We start from the raw sequence: 16432 nt of genomic DNA, 5'->3' as shown, positions 1-16432 counted from the left end.
ATTCTGACTGCACAGTGAAAAGGCCCGAAATCCAAGAGATTTTCAGGCCTTTTCGTTGCGCTATAAAATGATTTGCGTGACGCCTAATATTCGTCGTCTTCTGCGCGCCTTGCAACGCCCTCTTCATCCGCATTGCTCTCATCGTCAGCCACGGGAATGGCGTAGGAGCCTTTCAGCCAGCGCGAGAGGTCCAGAGAGCGGCAGCGATCCGAGCAGAAGGGATAGTCTTCCCGCGTGGATGGACGTTTGCATTCCGGGCATGGCTGCGCCTTGCGCAGCGGAGTGACGGTGGATTTGCTGGATTCATCTGTCATGGGATCAACCTTCCGGCCAAGCGGGCGCGACCTCAAAACCTTCTCCGGCCAGAAGCGACACCGTTTCATAGAGCGGAAGACCAACGACATTCGTGTAGGACCCGGTCAGCTTCTGCACGAAGCAACCGGCAATGCCCTGAATACCGTAGGCACCCGCCTTGCCACGCCATTGCCCAGACGCGATGTAGCTGTCTATCTCGTGCTGGGAGAGGCGTTTGAAGCGCACCTTGGTCTCTACGACCTTCTGGCGCACCTTTCCGCTGGGAGTTACAAGGCAAACGCCCGTATAGACCCAGTGGCTGCGGCCCGACAGCAAATGCAGCGCGGCAGACGCATCCTCGATGTACTCCGCCTTGCCGACGATACGGCGGCCGACGGCCACGACGGTATCGGAGCCCAGCACATAGGCACCCTTCCACGCAAGCTCACCCTTCACTGCCTTGTAGGCAGCTTGGGCCTTCTGCGAGGAAAGACGGCGGCAGAGAGTACGGGGGTGCTCCAGCCGTGCAGGCGTCTCGTCGATGTCCATCGGCATTAGCCGTACGGGCTCGATGCCAACCTGATGCAATAGCTCAAGACGGCGTGGCGACCCGGAAGCCAGAATCAGCTTTTGTTTTGCGTCTGTCATGCTCTGCCAGTCGTCCGATTTTCCGGACGATTATTTGAAACGGTAAGTGATGCGACCTTTAGTCAGGTCATAAGGCGTCATTTCGACCAGCACCTTGTCACCTGCCAGAACGCGAATACGGTTCTTGCGCATGCGGCCAGCGGTGTGGGCGATGATTTCGTGTTCGTTTTCCAGCTTTACGCGAAAGGTCGCGTTCGGCAAAAGTTCGGTAACAACGCCCGGAAACTCAAGGACTTCTTCTTTTGTCATATAGTGTTTTTCTTCCTGTTGATAATGCCAGCCAGAACAGGCCGGGAAAATTGCGCGGAAACTACACAATCGCCGCACATTTGTGAACCTAAATTGTCGATCGTTTTAAAGTGTCTCGGAAAACGGTCTGGCACGTTGTGGCAGACGCTCCGAAATCAGCTTTGTCAGGTGCTCTCGCACCTCTCGGTAGGCTTCCAAAATCTGATCCCGGGTGCCGGTTGCGACAGTCGGGTCCATGGTTGGCCAGTAGACCACATCGAGAGAATTGGATCTGGTCAGTTCAAGTGCTTTGTGATGTGCCTCGGGTGTCAGGGTAATTATAAGATCGAAGAAATCGTCCTCGATCTCGTCCATCGTGCGCGGCTTATGCTTGCCCAGCGCCAGCCCGGCTTCATCCAGCACGGCATCAACGAAAGGGTCGCGCTCACCTGCGCGCACGCCCGCCGATTGAATGTAGATGCCTGGAGCGACCAGCTGCTTGGCGATGACCTCTGCCATGGGAGAGCGAATGGCGTTCATTCCGCACATGAACAATATGGCGCGCGGCACCTTTTGTTTCAAGTCGACACCAGCAGGATCCTGCATGCCTACCCCCGCCAATACAGCACACAGACAAGTGTGAACAGCCGCCGCGCCGTGTCGAAGTCCACCTTGATCTTACCGGATAACCGGTCCATCAGCGTCTGCGAACCATCATTGTGGATACCGCGCCGGCCCATGTCGATCGCTTCGATCTGGCTCGGTGTCGAAGAGCGTATCGCCTCATAATAGCTCTCGCAAATCATGAAGTAGTCTTTGATGATGCGCCTGAACGGCGTCAGCGACAGGATGTGGGTCGCGACGGCCTGCTCGTCTTCGGTCTTGATCGAGAACACCAGCTTGGTATCAACCAAGGAAATATTGAGCTTGTAGGGGCCGCCCGCGTGGCCGATCGGCTCGAAACTGTTTTCCTCGATCAGATCGAAAATGGCGACGGCACGTTCATGCTCCACGTCAGGCGTGGACCGGCCGATGCTCTCGTCCAGAACCACATCGCAGAGCCTGAAAGTGCTTGGGTCCATCTCCCCTACCCTTCCAGATTGAGACGGATGGCGACGGAGCGGGCATGCGCATCCAGTCCCTCGGAATGGGCGAGCGTAATGGCGGCGGGCGCAAGCTTTCGCAACTGCTCCGGTCCCAGCCGCAGGATCGACGTGCGCTTGACGAAATCCAGCACCGACAGGCCGGACGAGAAACGCGCAGAGCGCGCCGTTGGCAGAACGTGGTTGGAGCCACCGACATAATCGCCGATCACTTCCGGAGTATGGCGGCCAACGAAGATGGCACCCGCATTGCGAATGCCCGCCATCAAGGCATCGGGATCATCGACTGCCAGTTCCAGATGCTCGGCGGCAATGCGGTTGGCGAGAGGAACGGATGCTACAAGGTCCTCGACCAGAATGATCGCTCCGAAATCCCGCCAGCTGGCCGTCGCCGTCTTCGAGCGCGACAGCAGCTTCAACTGGCGCTCGACCGCCTGCTCCACCGCTCTGCCCAGCTCGGCATTGTCGGTCATCAGAATGGACTGCGCACCTTCGTCATGTTCAGCCTGCGCCAGAAGGTCTGCAGCCAGCCATTCGGGATTGTTGTTCTTGTCGGCAATAACGAGCACTTCCGATGGCCCGGCAATCATATCGATGCCGACAGTGCCGAAGACATGCCGCTTGGCCGCCGCCACATAGGCATTACCGGGACCGACGATCTTGGCAACCGGTGCAATGGTCTGCGTGCCGTAGGCCAAGGCCGCCACGGCCTGCGCACCACCGATGCGGTAGATTTCCTCGACGCCGGCGATGCGCGCTGCTGCCAGCACTGCCGGGTTGATCGTACCGCCATTGGCCGGGACGACCATCACGACGCGCTCCACACCCGCGACTTTGGCCGGAACCGCATTCATCAGCACCGAACTGGGATAGCTTGCCGTACCGCCGGGCACGTAAAGCCCGACTGCCTCGATCGCCGTCCAGCGCGAGCCGAGGCCAACGCCGATATCGTCTTCATAGATATCGTCTTTCGGCATCTGCCGTGCATGATGCTTTTCGATGCGCGCTGCGGCAAAATTCAAGGCATCCAGAACGCTGGAATCGACCTGCGCAATCGCCGCGTCGATTTCCTGTGCCGTGACGCGCATGGACGTCTTGGTAAAATCCAGGCCGTCGAATTTGAGTGAATAATGCGCCAGCGCCTCATCGCCGCGCCTGCGGACATCATCGATAATGTCACGCACGACGACGTTCACGTCTTCGGACACTTCTCTCTTCGTCGTCAGGAATGCTGCGAAAGCCTGTTCAAAATCTTGAGAAGCCTGCTCCAGCCAGATTGCCACGTCACTTACCCTTTCACGGCCCCGTCCACCGGAAGGAGCAAAATGCTTGCTGCGCATATGCACTGCGCTTTTGGGTATGTGGCATAAATTAAAACAGGCGGGCAAGGCAATTCCCTGTCCGCCAATGTATAAGGTAAGTCCTGGTTACAAGGTCAGGCGTCCGGATGATGCGGTTTCGACGCGGTTTCCCAACCACCGCTGACATCTGCCATTTGAGCCTCGATGCACTCCACATCAACCGCAATGGCACCGCCGCCGGAAAGCGTAAGTTCCACCGTACCCTCGGGGCCTTCGCCGTTTTGCGTAAAGCGAACCGCCAGCAGAGACAGAACCTGCTCTTTGTTATCGCGATCGAACCCCTGCGAACGCGCGTTTCCGACACGCTTTAACGCAAAGACGGTGCGGCATCGCTCAAGCGATTCGCCCTTTTTTGCACCTTTTTCCCAAACGAAACGGTTTGCAGACAGCAGGAATTGCCCATGCTTGGAATCGAAAGAAACGTCTTTCAGCTTGAAAACGCTGTCCTGCATATGCGTTGAAATGACGGAGAGGTCTTCGCTATCCAGCGCCATCAATTTAAGGCCACTCATCGTGTCTATGTCCTCTTTGTGCGGACAGAGCCGCTTATTTCCAATCGTGACTTGGAGATAGGCAGTCGAAGCCCGCTCTACAACCAGCGGGCTTCGATGAGCAATGCGTATTAGTCGCTGACGCGCTCAACCTGCGCACCGCAGCGGTTGAGCTTTTCTTCCAGACGCTCGAAGCCACGGTCGAGGTGATAGACACGCGAGACCACTGTTTCGCCTTCCGCCACAAGACCTGCAATGACGAGGGAAACGGAGGCGCGCAAATCGGTCGCCATGACCGGCGCACCCTTCAGGCGCGACACACCTTCGATGCGGGCCATTTGGCCCGAAAGCGAAATCTTGGCACCCAGACGCGCCAGTTCCTGTACGTGCATGAAGCGGTTTTCAAAGATCGTCTCCGTGATGTGCGAAACGCCCTGCGCCCGCGTCATCAGCGCCATGAACTGCGCTTGGAGGTCGGTGGGGAAGCCGGGGAATGGCTCGGTGACGACATCGACGGGGTGAATGCCGTTGCCGTTGCGTACGACGCGCAGGCCGGTTTCCGTTTCGGTGATGGTCGCACCGGCAAGCTTCAGCGTATCAAGCGCATTGTCGAGCAGCGAAGCCCGCGTACCTTCCAGCAGAACATCGCCACCCGTCATGGCAACTGCCATGGCGTAGGTGCCGGTTTCAATGCGGTCTGGAAGGACGCGGTGGCGTGCGCCGGACAATGATGTCACGCCCTCGATGGTGATCGTGGAGGTGCCTGCACCTTCGATCTTCGCGCCCATGGCGCTCAGGCACTGGGCGAGGTCAACGACTTCAGGTTCACGCGCCGCATTGTGAATGACCGTTGTGCCGCGTGCCAGTGATGCTGCCATCAGCATTACATGGGTGGCACCAACCGAGACTTTCGGGAATGTGTAGGTGGCACCGATCAGGCCGCCAGATGGAGCCGTTGCATTGATGTAACCGCTATCGATTTCCATGGTGGCACCGAGTGCCTCCAGACCCTCGATGAAGAGATCGACCGGACGAGTACCAATGGCGCAACCACCCGGCAAGGAGACACGCGCCTGGCCGTTACGTGCCAGAAGCGGACCGATGACCCAGAAGCTGGCGCGCATCTTCGACACCAGTTCGTAAGGTGCCGTGGTATCGACGATGGTGCGGCACGTGAAATGCACGGTACGGGAATAGCTCTCACCCTGGCTTTCGCGGCGACCATTGACGGAAATATCGACGCCGTGATTACCGAGGATACGGATGAGTTGCTCGACGTCTGCGAGATGCGGCACGTTTTCAAGCGTCAGAGTGTCGCTCGTTAGCAGTGAAGCGATCATCAGCGGCAAGGCCGCATTCTTAGCGCCCGAAATCGGGATTATGCCGTTGAGTTCGTTCCCGCCGGTAATTCTGATGCGATCCATACGTCCCTACGGGCTTTTCGCCCGCCTTTCCTGAGTGCTTGCGACAGACTGTCCAAACGGACTGTGCGTCGATGATATCCGGTCTGAAAATGTCCGAAAGAGCGGCTCCGCCGCATAATCCAATGAGATCATGCAGTAGATGAAACTCGGCTCCATTTCAATTTCCGCTGAATGTTTCTTGTCAGCACGATTCGTCCGTTTTTGCGGCGGGCAAACCAATTGTTTCGTCTGCTTCCCCGGCACGTCGCGCGCGCGCCTGCTGTTTGCGTCGGGCAAGGTTTTCGCGCAGCTTCTTGGCCGCGCGCGCCTTACGCTCCGCTTCGGCCCTTTTCGCCCTGTCGCCCGGCCCATTTTGCCCGGAAGAAGCCGCCAGCTTTTCCTCTAAAAGATCGTCATCATCGTTCATGGGCGTATCTCTAGCCGAATTCCGGCCTTTTCAACAGCCCCCGCTGGTTTTTACACCGTGGAATGACGAAGTCGCATATTGCGGCTTGCGCTCGTCATAAACCTATGGCAATAGGCCCCAACTTGATGTGAAGCGGATGCTTCGACATTAGATGCTGCGGTAGCTCAGTGGTAGAGCACTCCCTTGGTAAGGGAGAGGTCGAGAGTTCAATCCTCTTTCGCAGCACCATTTTCCCAAAGCGATTATGAGCTGTTTTCCCTCGATCTTTGTTATCGATTCTAAGGATTGTCTCTACAGACCTTGATGTGTCTCTGGTGATCTCACAGGTTTGTCTCTAAGGGCTTGAATCGCTAAACTGGCACGTCCAAGAGAACTAATTTGTCTGAGTAAGGCGGGCCGAGAGACCCAACATGTCTCTTAGAGAATGTCATTTCGGCGGTGGCAGTCTTTCCCGATTTACTAGGCATAGGCTCGGCGACAAACGCGAATAATCCGAAGAGCAAGATTATTACAGCGCCCAAGCCGTAAAACAGATTAATTTTGCCGTTTGAGCCTAATTTAAACCCAAAAATGTATACTGGGCTGTTTGCGCTAATACGCGAGCCCAATGCTATCTCCGGAATGCTTTTCCCAAATTTCTCTTCGATCGTCGTGGCGTGGTCTACCGCACCTTTCAGGAGACGGTGATACCAGTGCCTGTCCATAAACCAGAAGCCCGCCCATATAGTTAGAGCTACCGCTGCGATCCCAATCGACAGACTGATTTCAGTACCGATAAAACTGACCGACAGACCGTCTCTAAAGGTAATTCCTGCCGCAGCCATTATGGCTCCGGTGACTGTCAGAGCGTAATTACGGATTTGCATTTCGAGCTGATTGAAGTGCTGCTGGACGTCGACAACCTTTTTCCAGATGTCGATCATGTGGTTCGCGCTCAAATCCGCCAGTTTCACCTCAGAGCCGACGAAATCGAATTTTTGAAGGAGTTCACTAAAGACCTCAATCGAATGTGAGGGCGTCACGATTCTTTCAGTAACGTGCTTTTCCCTCGCAATGTCTGCGTCGGTCCAGTGCGACACTTTTCGAAGAAGCTCATAATCAGGTTGAGACTGTGCAACGCCATATTCGGCGTGAACATCATGGACGCCTGCGTCTTGAGCCATCGCAACGTCTTTGAAGAGACTATCGCCTACATAAACACACTCGTCTGGCTTTGCCTTGAGATTTACCACTATCTCGCGGAGAAGCTTGGGATTCGGCTTGAGTTCATTTGGAGCGGTGTGCCTGATTTCGGTAATCTGCAATTCGTAGAATTCATCTGGCAGGCTACGTATTTTGCTAAGGCTGACGCCGGATGGCAAATCGTTGTCCTCCGGGCAGTAGAGATAATCGATAACACCATCAAGCCCGAGTTTCTTCAAACGGTAACCGCTATAGAATGAAAGAGACTCCGTGTACGCGACGATGCGGGTTCCGCTTTTCTTCACCTGCCACAGCGTTTTTAACACCGTCTTATATAGTTTGAGCGCTCGATCCCTTTCTGTTTTAGAAAGCCGGACCTCCTCTTCGAGAAAACCCCGAAGATCGGCGCTATCGGGAGTAGCTATCTGCAATTCTTCCAAAAGGAAGGTGTATTCGGAGGTTTTACGTTGGCGGTGAACTTCGCGAATTTTGCTTTGAAGGTCTGTCTCATCCACTCCGACTCGATCACGTAGGCCATTGTAAACAGGCAGGAAAGATGCGCGCCATATCTCAAACCAGTCGTACAGGGTGTTATCCAAGTCAACGATGAGAGTGTTTATCTTTGGCTTCATGAATTAGGCCTCCTGTACTATCCTAATGATTGGACTGGCCGCGTTTAGCACTGCGTCGTCTGAATTGGTATCGCGATATAATCGCAGGCCACCGGTGAGTCGTCCTCGGCTGGCCTGTTCAACTGTTTTCCCCGCTATCTCCACCGTCATCAGCCAACCGCCGCTCTCGTCAAGGCCAAGCTGTGAGACAACGTGCCAATAGTCAGGTCGCTGCCCGCCGATTCCCCCGAAACTCAGAACTGAAAGCGGAGCGCATGCCATGGCGTTCCTCCACATTTGGCCGCTTATCGTCATCAGAACCATTCATCAGCGGATAAACTTTTAAGTTGAAGCGAGGGCAACTGCAGGCTCCCAATTCTGCATAGCAGCGGCTATATATAGCGAATCTTCAAAGGCGCATGTACGCCTCCATAGTCTGCGGAGTGGCATTCTAAATATGAACATCCTTGAAAGCGGCCTCGAGCAGGCTCTTGTAACGAAACTGCAAGACCTCAAATACGAATATCGACCGGACATCCGCGACCGAGCCACGTTGGAGCAAAACTTCCGTAAGAAGTTCGACGCACTTAACCGTGTCACTCTGACCGATGCCGAGTTCATCCGCCTTATTGACGAGATCACTACGCCTGACGTATTTGCCGCAGCCCGCACGCTACGGGAGCGCAACAGCTTTACCCGCGATGACGGCACGCCACTCAATTACACCCTCGTCAATATCAAGGACTGGTGCAAAAACACCTTTGAGGTTGTCAAACAGCTGCGCATAAATACGGATAACAGCCATCACCGCTACGACGTCATCATTCTGATCAACGGCGTCCCCGCCGTTCAAATCGAGCTGAAAACCCTCGGCATCAGCCCCCGCCGGGCGATGGAGCAGATTGTCGAGTACAAGAACGATCCCGGCAACGGCTACACAAAGACGCTTCTCTGCTTTCTGCAGCTTTTCATCGTCACCAATCGCGATCGCACTTTCTACTTTGCAAACAACAACGCCAGGCACTTTGCTTTCAACGCCGACGAGCGGTTTTTGCCTATCTATGAATTTGCGGACATCGACAACAAAAAGGTCACCTACCTCGATAGCTTCGCAGAAACATTCCTCGTCAAATGCACCCTTGGGCAAACGATCAGCCGTTATATGGTACTCGTAGCCAGCGAGCAGAAGTTATTGATGATGCGACCCTATCAAATCTATGCAGTGAAGGCGATTGTGGACTGCATCGCCCAAAACTGCGGCAATGGTTACATTTGGCATACCACGGGTAGTGGTAAGACGCTCACCTCTTTCAAGGCTTCAACCCTCCTAAAGGACAACCCCGATATCGAGAAATGCCTCTTCGTCGTAGACCGTAAGGACCTCGACCGTCAGACCCGCGAAGAATTCAATAAGTTCCAGGAAGGCTGTGTCGAGGAAAATACCAACACGGCTTCTCTCGTGCGCCGACTCATCTCGGACGACCTCTCCGACAAGGTGATCGTCTGCACAATCCAAAAGCTCGGATTGGCGCTGGACGAAAATAGCAAGCGCAACAAGCAGCAAAAGAAGGACGGCAGACAGACTTACAAGGAGCAGTTGGAGCCGCTTCGAGACAAACGCATTGTCTTTATCTTCGACGAGTGTCACCGCTCACAGTTCGGTGAAAATCATAAAGCTATCAAAGAGTTTTTCCCTAAGGCTCAACTCTTTGGCTTCACCGGGACGCCCATTTTTGAAGAAAATTCCAGTCGCGTTAAGGTAGAGGATGAAGAGGCCTCGTTCCAGACAACCAGCGAGCTCTTCCAGAAACAGCTCCACTCGTACACAATCACACATGCCATTGAGGACGCAAATGTCCTGCGATTTCATATCGATTTCTTCAAGCCTGACGGGAAGAAAGTGCCCAAGCCGGGCGAACCGATCGCGAAGAAGGCAGTCATCGAGGCCATTCTCGCCAAGCACGACGCCGCCACTGGCGGGCGTAAGTTCAATGCTCTACTGGCGACCGCCTCCATCAATGACGCCATCGAATATTATCGTCTATTCGGCGAGTTGCAGTCCGAAAAACGAAAGAACTCCGCCGACTTCCAACCCCTGAACATCGCTTGTGTCTTCTCGCCACCCGCAGAGGGCGATCCTGATGTAAAGCAGATTCAGGAAGACCTCCCGCAGGAAAAAGAGGACAACACTGTGGAGCCAGAGAGGAAAAAGGAAGCCCTCAAGTCCATCCTCGCCGACTACAATGCTCGATACGGCTCCAATCACCGCATTGGCGAGTTCGACCTCTATTATCAGGATGTGCAAAAGCGTATCAAGGATCAGCAATGGCCCAATGCCGACCAGCCGCATTCACAGAAAATCGACATCACGATTGTGGTGGACATGTTGCTCACTGGCTTCGATTCCAAATACTTGAACACGCTCTATGTCGACAAGAAGCTGAAGGACCACGGATTGATCCAAGCCTTCTCCCGCACCAATCGCGTGCTCAACGCCACGAAACCTTACGGTAATATTCTCGACTTCCGTCAGCAGCGAGATTCCGTCGATAACGCGATTGCTCTCTTCTCTGGCGAGTCAGCGGGGGAAAAAGCCCGCGAAATCTGGCTGGTGGACAAAGCCCCTATTGTCATCCAGAAACTGCAGCTCGCGGTGCATAAGTTAGATGAGTTTATGAAGTCCCAGGGCCTCAACAGCGCCCCGGACGCAGTACCCAGTCTTAAGGGGGATGCCGCCCGTGCCGTCTTCATTGAGCGCTTCAAGGAAGTCCAGCGTCTCAAGACCCAGCTCGACCAATACACAGACATCACCGATGAAAACGCCGCCGCCATCGAGCAGATTCTTCCGAAGGAAAATCTGCTGGGTTTCCGCGGTGCTTATCTGGAAACCGCCCAACGTCTCAGGGCCCAGCAGGACAAGCACACTGACATACCCAGTCCGGAAGTGGACGGGCTTGATTTCGAGTTCGTCCTCTTTGCGTCCACCGTCATCGATTACGACTACATCATGGGACTTATCACTCGTTTCTCGCAGGCGATGCCAGGCAAGCAAAAAATGAGCCGCGAGCAGCTCGTTGGCCTCATTCAGTCCGATGCAAAGTTTATGAACGAAAGCGACGATATCGCCGCTTATATTTCAACGTTGAAAGCGGGTGAAGGTTTAAGCGAAAAAGTCATCCGCGACGGCTACACTCGCTTTAAGTCGGAGAAGGAAGCGGAAGAACTGGTCGGCATCGCAAACAAGCACGGGCTGACCACCGCCGCGTTGCAAGCCTTCGTGGATGGAATACTGGAACGAATGATCTTCGATGGGGAGCAACTCACTGACCTGATGGAACCGCTGGGACTTAATTGGAAGGCACGTCGGGTAAAGGAACTCGAACTTATGGCCGATCTCCTGCCCCTGCTCACCAAACGTGCCAATGGGCGCGAAATCTCTGGACTAAGCGCATATGAGCAGTAAAGCGATTACCATGAATCTGACAGACGACACCACGCTTCAGTTGGTACCACAACTGCGATTCCCGGACTTTCGGGATGCTGAAGCGTGGACGCCAGTAAGCTTACAGGAAGCAACGTCGCCGGTTGTCGAACGAGTTGGCCAAAAGAAACTCACGCCCGTCAGTATTTCTGCCGGCATTGGATTTGTGCCTCAGTCAGAGAAGTTCGGTAGGGATATATCTGGAAATCAGTACCACCTCTACACCCTTGTCCGTGATGGCGACTTTGTATTCAATAAAGGAAACTCTCTCAAGTTTCCAGAAGGGTGTATCTACCTCTTGCAGGGTTGGGGGGAAGTCGCTGCGCCGAATGTATTTATATCTTTTCGACTTAAAAATGGTTACTGCAACGGCTTCTTTCAGGGGGCCTTTGAACAGAACCTGCACGGGAAGCAACTCAAGAAACACATTACCAGCGGCGCGCGAAGCAATGGTTTGCTCAACATAAGCAAACAGACTTTCTTCGGCATCAAAATACCTACGCCAGCCTTCGCTGAGCAACAGAAAATCGCTGAATGCTTGTTGTCCTTAGACGATCTAGTTCTTAAACAATCCAAAATTGTAGATACTCTTACGATACATAAAAAAGCCCTGATGCAGCAACTTTTCCCGCGAGAGGGCGAGGTTCAACCCAACTTCCGCTTCCCCGAATTTCAGGACGCTGGTGATTGGGTACCGAAAACCCTGGGTGACATTGTTAGCATTCAATCGGGGGCCACACCCGCTAAAGGAACTCCCGAATTCTGGGATGGCTCTGTCCCATGGGTGTCGGCGAAGGACATGAAGCGCTTGTTGTTAGAAGACACAACAGATCACATTTCAGCTGCAGCTGTAGATAACGGTGCTCGACTGGTTCCATCCGGCACTCTTTTAATACTGACGCGAGGAATGACATTGCTCAAAGATGTCCCCATCTGCTTTTTGCGGCGCGAGATGAGCTTCAACCAAGATGTTAAAGGACTTCGGCCCAAGGATGAGGTCGATGGTCTCTTCTTAGCATGGATGCTCACCAGCTATAAGGATCGTCTACTCAGTATGGTAGATCGAGCGGGGCACGGCACAGGAAAACTAGATACCGATGAGTTGAAAGGTCTAGACTTGATGCTTCCGGGTCCATCCGAGCAGAAAAGGATCGCTGAGTGTCTTATCACGCTCGACGAGCTCATTATTAGTCAGACTGGAAAACTCGAAGTTCTAAAGAAGCACAAGATAGGCCTAATGCAGCAGGTTTATTCATCAATCCCGGAGAGTGAAGGGTGAAAGGCAAGCCGAAGATTCATCGCTTTCAGAACATGCAGAAATTGGTCAGTCGCCTGCGAGACGACTTGGTAGGTGGCAACCAAGACTTCGTTCTGCTCTACGCTTATAATGGTACCGGAAAGACACGACTATGCATGGAATTCAAAGAAGCGGGAAAATTAAAAAACGAAAAGAAACCTGACACTCTCTATTTCAATGCATTTACCGAAGACCTCTTCTCATGGGACAACGACCTAGAGAATGACAATGAGAGGCTCTTTCACATTAATTCCGACTCCAAGTTCTTTAACGGACTCAAAGATTTGGCGCTAGAAGAACGTATTGGAGATTATCTCGGACGTTACGCGGACTTCCTTTTCGATATTGACTACGAAAAGTGGACCATCAGCTTCCGTAAAGGCGATGCAAGTCACATCAAAGTCTCGCGCGGTGAGGAGAACATGTTCATCTGGTGCATCTTTATGGCCATCTGCGAGAGAATGATTGACGGCGCGGAGTCTTATGCTTGGGTCAAATATATTTACATCGATGATCCGGTCTCCTCGCTCGACGACAACAATGCCATCGCCGTAGCCAGCGACTTGGCAAAGATGCTCCAAAGAGCAAAGAGCCGCACCAAAAAAGAAACCGTTTCTGGAATAGAGCGGACGGTTCCTGATCCAATCAAGACGGTACTATCTACGCATCATGCATTGTTCTTCAATGTTGTGTGTAACGAGCTAAAAAAGGAGGCCCATAAGAAGTACTTCCTTCACCGTCCGGATCGCGGCACCGTCTACACCCTTCGGGCTACTGATGACGTCCCATTTTTCCACCATGTTGCAATGTTGGCAGAAATCAAGAGAGCAGCTTCAGACGGGACCCTTTATACCTACCATTTCAACATGTTACGTAGCATAATGGAAAAGACCGCAACTTTTTTTGGGCACGATGATTTTTCGTCGTGCATTCATGGTGTTGAAGATGAGGTGCTCTATGCACGAGCCCTCAACCTTCTGAGCCATGGAAAGTATGCCATCTACCAGCCCATGGAAATGGTAGACGACACGAAAAAGCTTTTTCGCGATATCCTTGGTGCCTTCCTTAACAAGTACCAGTTCTCCTTGCCCGACACGCTGGACATCTCTCCATCCATTACCTCCGCACCGATCCCCGCAGCCGCACCTGAAGAAATCCTTGTACAATGAATAATAAAAATCAAAAGCAACTCGGCAAAACCCTTTGGAATATCGCCGACCAACTACGCGGGGCGATGAACGCAGACGATTTCCGCGATTACATGCTGTCGTTCCTCTTCCTTCGGTACCTATCAGACAATTATGAAATGGCCGCGAAGAAAGAACTCGGCGAAGATTACCCCACACTCCCAGCGGACGACCGTCGTGCGCCTTTGGTGCTATGGTACGCGGACAACTCGGACGACATTCATGATTTTGAACAGCAAATGCGTCGCAAGGTCCACTATGTTATTCAGCCGGTCCATCTGTGGAGCAGCATTGCCGATATGGCCCGCACCCACAACAGCGAATTACTGAACACATTACAGGCAGGCTTCAAGTATATCGAAACAGAGTCGTTTCACAGCACTTTCAATGGGCTGTTTTCCGAGATTAATCTCGCATCGGACAAACTTGGTAGAAAATATCAAGAACGCAATACTAAGCTCTGCGCAATCATCACGGAAATTGCCAAAGGCTTAGCAGAATTTTCCTCTGAGATTGATGCATTGGGAGACGCCTATGAATACCTGATAGGGCAGTTCGCGGCCGGGTCTGGCCGGAAGGCAGGCGAGTTTTATACCCCGCAGCAGATTTCCGACATCCTCTCAGCGATAGTTACACTTGATAGCCAAGAACCTGCCACAGGCAAGAAGGATCACCTCGCAAGCGTACTCGATTTCGCCTGTGGCTCGGGTTCACTTTTGCTAAATGTGCGGAAGCGTATGGGGCCGCATGGTATCGGCAAGATTTACGGGCAAGAAAGCAACATCACCACCTACAACCTCGCTCGTATGAACATGCTGTTGCATGGGGTGAAGGACACCGAATTCGAAATCTATCACGGCGACACACTCACGAATGACTGGGACATACTGCGTGAGCAAAACCCCGCAAGAAAACCGACGTTCGACGCAATCGTAGCTAATCCGCCTTTCAGCTTGAGATGGGAGGCGAACGACGCAATGGGCGATGACGTTCGCTTCAAGAATTATGGGTTGGCCCCAAAGTCCGCCGCAGACTTCGCCTTTCTTCTACACGGTTTTCACTTCCTGAAAGAGGAAGGCGTTATGGCGATCATACTGCCTCACGGAGTGCTTTTCCGGGGTGGAGCTGAAGAGCGCATCCGCACCAAGCTCCTCAACGACGGTCATATCGATACAGTTATCGGCTTACCCGCTAACCTGTTCTATTCAACTGGTATACCTGTCTGTATCCTCGTGCTGAAGAAGTGCAAGAAACCAGACGATGTACTTTTCATCAATTCTGCGCAACACTTTGCTAAAGGTAAACGTCAGAACCAACTTTCTCAAGATCACATTACCAAGATTATCGATACATACAGGTTCCGCAAGGAGGAAGATCGCTATTCCAAGCGCATTAGCTTGGAGCGAATTGCTGAAGAAGGCTATAACCTAAACATCTCACGGTATATCAACACGGCCGATGAGGAGCGCACGATTGATCTTCAGACCACGCATGATGAGTTGATGGAAATTGAAAGACACGTTCAGGCTTCAACAAAGAAATACAACGTTTTTCTGAAAGAACTCGGCCTGCCCCTTTTGCCGATGCGCGGTGAGTAGGGACCACGTCATGACTATGACCTTGGCTTATCAAACAAGTAAATAGCAACTTATACCCAGAGAGGATCAGTTTTCCAGGCTGCAGGAAAGCCCATCGAATTCATGTCTTGCGCCAGAATGGCATGATTGGAAATTAGATGATTGAAAAAATCACAAATTCCATCATCCATATTCTGTGCCTTGCACATGATGCGAAGCATGACTAAGTGTGTGTACAGTCTGTTTGGTTTTACGTATCGACCCGGTTTGACTTTCATCTTCTTCGCTATGCTGCTGGGCGCACGCAAGTTTTTGTTCCAAAGTCGTGAGTGATGCGCGCAAATATTTCGAAGTTCCAGAATGCATTGAAGATTGGTAACCAACGCATCGTAGCCCGCGAAACCAAACTGAGTAGCACATGCATTTAGCTTGTTGTCGCCGGGCAGTCGAAAACGATCTCGATCGATGTTTTTTGCGACGGCAAGCAGTTGTTCGAGCGTGAATACCTCTGAGATAATCCAAAATGGCGGTATGCGTCGGTGTTCGAAGGATTTCGTGGTAAAATAGCGTTCTCTATAATGGAGGACGAATTCTTGTTTGCCGATATTGAACCGCGAACCCGCTTTTTTGATAGCTGTTTCAACTTCGTCATATTTGTTGAAATTCTTTTTGTTCAAGTGCCAGAAGGGGTCATTCGTCACTGATGTGACGACATTGTCGATCACAGCGCGAATCCGCACTTCAAGATGCGCGACTATCTGAAATAAAAAGACCCTTATATTTTGATCAGCAGTGTACAGGTCGTAAACGTCTGAAAAAGTCGTACCCGCTATGAACTGTTTGTTTGAGTCCATGAACGGAATAAAATATGCTTTTATCCGGAAATAATTATTTAGATAAATGACTCTTTCGGCATACGATCTGTCGTGAAGATGCAATCCTTGGGAAATAAGCTTATCAGCGAGATCAGACGGCGATCGATAGGGCTTCTGGTACTCGATAAGCGACACATTGTTTTTGTTGAATTGTCGCCAGTAGTATGTCTCCATAATCGAACCGACGCACTGGCCGAATGCCGATCTGTAGAACCTTCTTTTAAAATTCTTGAAAAATACTTTACGCAATATGCCCCGCAGCCAATG

15 protein-coding genes and 1 tRNA gene are annotated in these 16432 nt (G+C 52.4%); 5 read left to right on the top strand and 11 right to left on the bottom strand.

The annotated features are described in order from the left end of the window. Positions 1–83: 83 nt before the first annotated feature. From yacG to DSM25558_RS03015, 9 genes are all read right to left on the bottom strand, one after another. Positions 84–314, bottom strand: coding sequence for a DNA gyrase inhibitor YacG (gene yacG / locus DSM25558_RS03055; protein WP_077101682.1), 231 nt, complete (start codon positions 312–314; stop codon positions 84–86). A 4-nt stretch (positions 315–318) separates the two neighbouring features. Further along, positions 319–942 (bottom strand): Maf-like protein, encoded by a 624-nt coding sequence (locus DSM25558_RS03050; protein ID WP_077101680.1) that lies wholly within the window; start codon positions 940–942, stop codon positions 319–321. 30 nt (positions 943–972) lie between these two features. Beyond that, positions 973–1191, bottom strand: coding sequence for a translation initiation factor IF-1 (gene infA / locus DSM25558_RS03045; RefSeq protein WP_027673809.1), 219 nt, complete (start codon positions 1189–1191; stop codon positions 973–975). A gap of 105 nt (positions 1192–1296) precedes the next feature. Next, entirely contained in the window at positions 1297–1776 is a 480-nt protein-coding gene (locus tag DSM25558_RS03040) for an arsenate-mycothiol transferase ArsC (protein ID WP_077101678.1), read from the bottom strand. Between the two features lie 2 nt (positions 1777–1778). Next, positions 1779–2252 (bottom strand): UPF0262 family protein, encoded by a 474-nt coding sequence (locus tag DSM25558_RS03035; protein ID WP_077101676.1) that lies wholly within the window; start codon positions 2250–2252, stop codon positions 1779–1781. A gap of 5 nt (positions 2253–2257) precedes the next feature. Then, the gene (gene hisD / locus DSM25558_RS03030; RefSeq protein ID WP_077101675.1) at positions 2258–3556 is read right to left on the bottom strand and encodes a histidinol dehydrogenase; all 1299 of its coding nucleotides are present in this window, start codon (positions 3554–3556) and stop codon (positions 2258–2260) included. A gap of 152 nt (positions 3557–3708) precedes the next feature. After that, entirely contained in the window at positions 3709–4146 is a 438-nt protein-coding gene (locus tag DSM25558_RS03025) for a DUF2948 family protein (protein WP_077101674.1), read from the bottom strand. 110 nt (positions 4147–4256) lie between these two features. Then, positions 4257–5549: a UDP-N-acetylglucosamine 1-carboxyvinyltransferase gene (gene murA / locus DSM25558_RS03020; RefSeq protein ID WP_077101673.1), complete on the bottom strand. Its 1293-nt coding sequence runs from the start codon at positions 5547–5549 to the stop codon at positions 4257–4259. Positions 5550–5730: 181 nt separating this feature from the next. Beyond that, entirely contained in the window at positions 5731–5955 is a 225-nt protein-coding gene (locus tag DSM25558_RS03015; protein ID WP_077101672.1) for a hypothetical protein, read from the bottom strand. Between the two features lie 153 nt (positions 5956–6108). Here DSM25558_RS03015 and DSM25558_RS03010 point away from each other — a divergent pair. Then, positions 6109–6183 (top strand) — tRNA-Thr (locus DSM25558_RS03010). 122 nt (positions 6184–6305) lie between these two features. Here DSM25558_RS03010 and DSM25558_RS03005 read toward each other — a convergent pair. Beyond that, positions 6306–7769: an HAD family hydrolase gene (locus DSM25558_RS03005; RefSeq protein WP_077101671.1), complete on the bottom strand. Its 1464-nt coding sequence runs from the start codon at positions 7767–7769 to the stop codon at positions 6306–6308. 436 nt (positions 7770–8205) lie between these two features. Between DSM25558_RS03005 and DSM25558_RS02995 the strand changes: the two genes are divergently transcribed. From DSM25558_RS02995 to DSM25558_RS02980, 4 genes are read left to right on the top strand one after another with little or no spacing between them, the layout of a single operon-like run. Next, the gene (locus tag DSM25558_RS02995) at positions 8206–11211 is read left to right on the top strand and encodes a type I restriction endonuclease subunit R (protein WP_077101667.1); all 3006 of its coding nucleotides are present in this window, start codon (positions 8206–8208) and stop codon (positions 11209–11211) included. Continuing rightward, positions 11201–12508, top strand: coding sequence for a restriction endonuclease subunit S (locus tag DSM25558_RS02990; protein WP_143240004.1), 1308 nt, complete (start codon positions 11201–11203; stop codon positions 12506–12508). Before DSM25558_RS02995 ends, DSM25558_RS02990 begins: the two co-directional genes overlap by 11 nt. Then, complete coding sequence (locus DSM25558_RS02985; protein ID WP_143240003.1) at positions 12505–13695, top strand: AAA family ATPase; 1191 nt, start codon at positions 12505–12507, stop codon at positions 13693–13695. Before DSM25558_RS02990 ends, DSM25558_RS02985 begins: the two co-directional genes overlap by 4 nt. Then, a complete protein-coding gene (locus DSM25558_RS02980; RefSeq protein ID WP_077101665.1) occupies positions 13692–15311 on the top strand; it encodes a type I restriction-modification system subunit M in 1620 nt (539 codons plus the stop codon). The genes DSM25558_RS02985 and DSM25558_RS02980 overlap by 4 nt, the downstream gene beginning before the upstream one ends. A gap of 50 nt (positions 15312–15361) precedes the next feature. Here the strand turns inward: DSM25558_RS02980 and DSM25558_RS02975 are convergent, their stop codons facing one another. Then, entirely contained in the window at positions 15362–16300 is a 939-nt protein-coding gene (locus DSM25558_RS02975) for an Abi family protein (RefSeq protein ID WP_159442474.1), read from the bottom strand. Positions 16301–16432 lie beyond the last annotated feature (132 nt).

Origin of the sequence: Agrobacterium sp. DSM 25558, from assembly GCF_900100825.1 — a bacterium.
Taxonomy (GTDB): domain Bacteria; phylum Pseudomonadota; class Alphaproteobacteria; order Rhizobiales; family Rhizobiaceae; genus Agrobacterium.
This window is presented reverse-complemented; position numbering and strand designations above follow the sequence as displayed.

Bases quoted from the DNA above. Each gene is read 5' to 3' on its own strand.
- yacG (WP_077101682.1), bottom strand. From the start codon at position 314: ATGACAGATGAATCCAGCAAATCCACCGTCACTCCGCTGCGCAAGGCG.
- DSM25558_RS03050 (WP_077101680.1), bottom strand. From the start codon at position 942: ATGACAGACGCAAAACAAAAGCTGATTCTGGCTTCCGGGTCGCCACGC.
- infA (WP_027673809.1), bottom strand. From the start codon at position 1,191: ATGACAAAAGAAGAAGTCCTTGAGTTTCCGGGCGTTGTTACCGAACTT.
- DSM25558_RS03040 (WP_077101678.1), bottom strand. From the start codon at position 1,776: ATGCAGGATCCTGCTGGTGTCGACTTGAAACAAAAGGTGCCGCGCGCC.
- DSM25558_RS03035 (WP_077101676.1), bottom strand. From the start codon at position 2,252: ATGGACCCAAGCACTTTCAGGCTCTGCGATGTGGTTCTGGACGAGAGC.
- DSM25558_RS03025 (WP_077101674.1), bottom strand. From the start codon at position 4,146: ATGAGTGGCCTTAAATTGATGGCGCTGGATAGCGAAGACCTCTCCGTC.
- murA (WP_077101673.1), bottom strand. From the start codon at position 5,549: ATGGATCGCATCAGAATTACCGGCGGGAACGAACTCAACGGCATAATC.
- DSM25558_RS03015 (WP_077101672.1), bottom strand. From the start codon at position 5,955: ATGAACGATGATGACGATCTTTTAGAGGAAAAGCTGGCGGCTTCTTCC.
- DSM25558_RS03005 (WP_077101671.1), bottom strand. From the start codon at position 7,769: ATGAAGCCAAAGATAAACACTCTCATCGTTGACTTGGATAACACCCTG.
- DSM25558_RS02995 (WP_077101667.1), top strand. From the start codon at position 8,206: ATGAACATCCTTGAAAGCGGCCTCGAGCAGGCTCTTGTAACGAAACTG.
- DSM25558_RS02990 (WP_143240004.1), top strand. From the start codon at position 11,201: ATGAGCAGTAAAGCGATTACCATGAATCTGACAGACGACACCACGCTT.
- DSM25558_RS02980 (WP_077101665.1), top strand. From the start codon at position 13,692: ATGAATAATAAAAATCAAAAGCAACTCGGCAAAACCCTTTGGAATATC.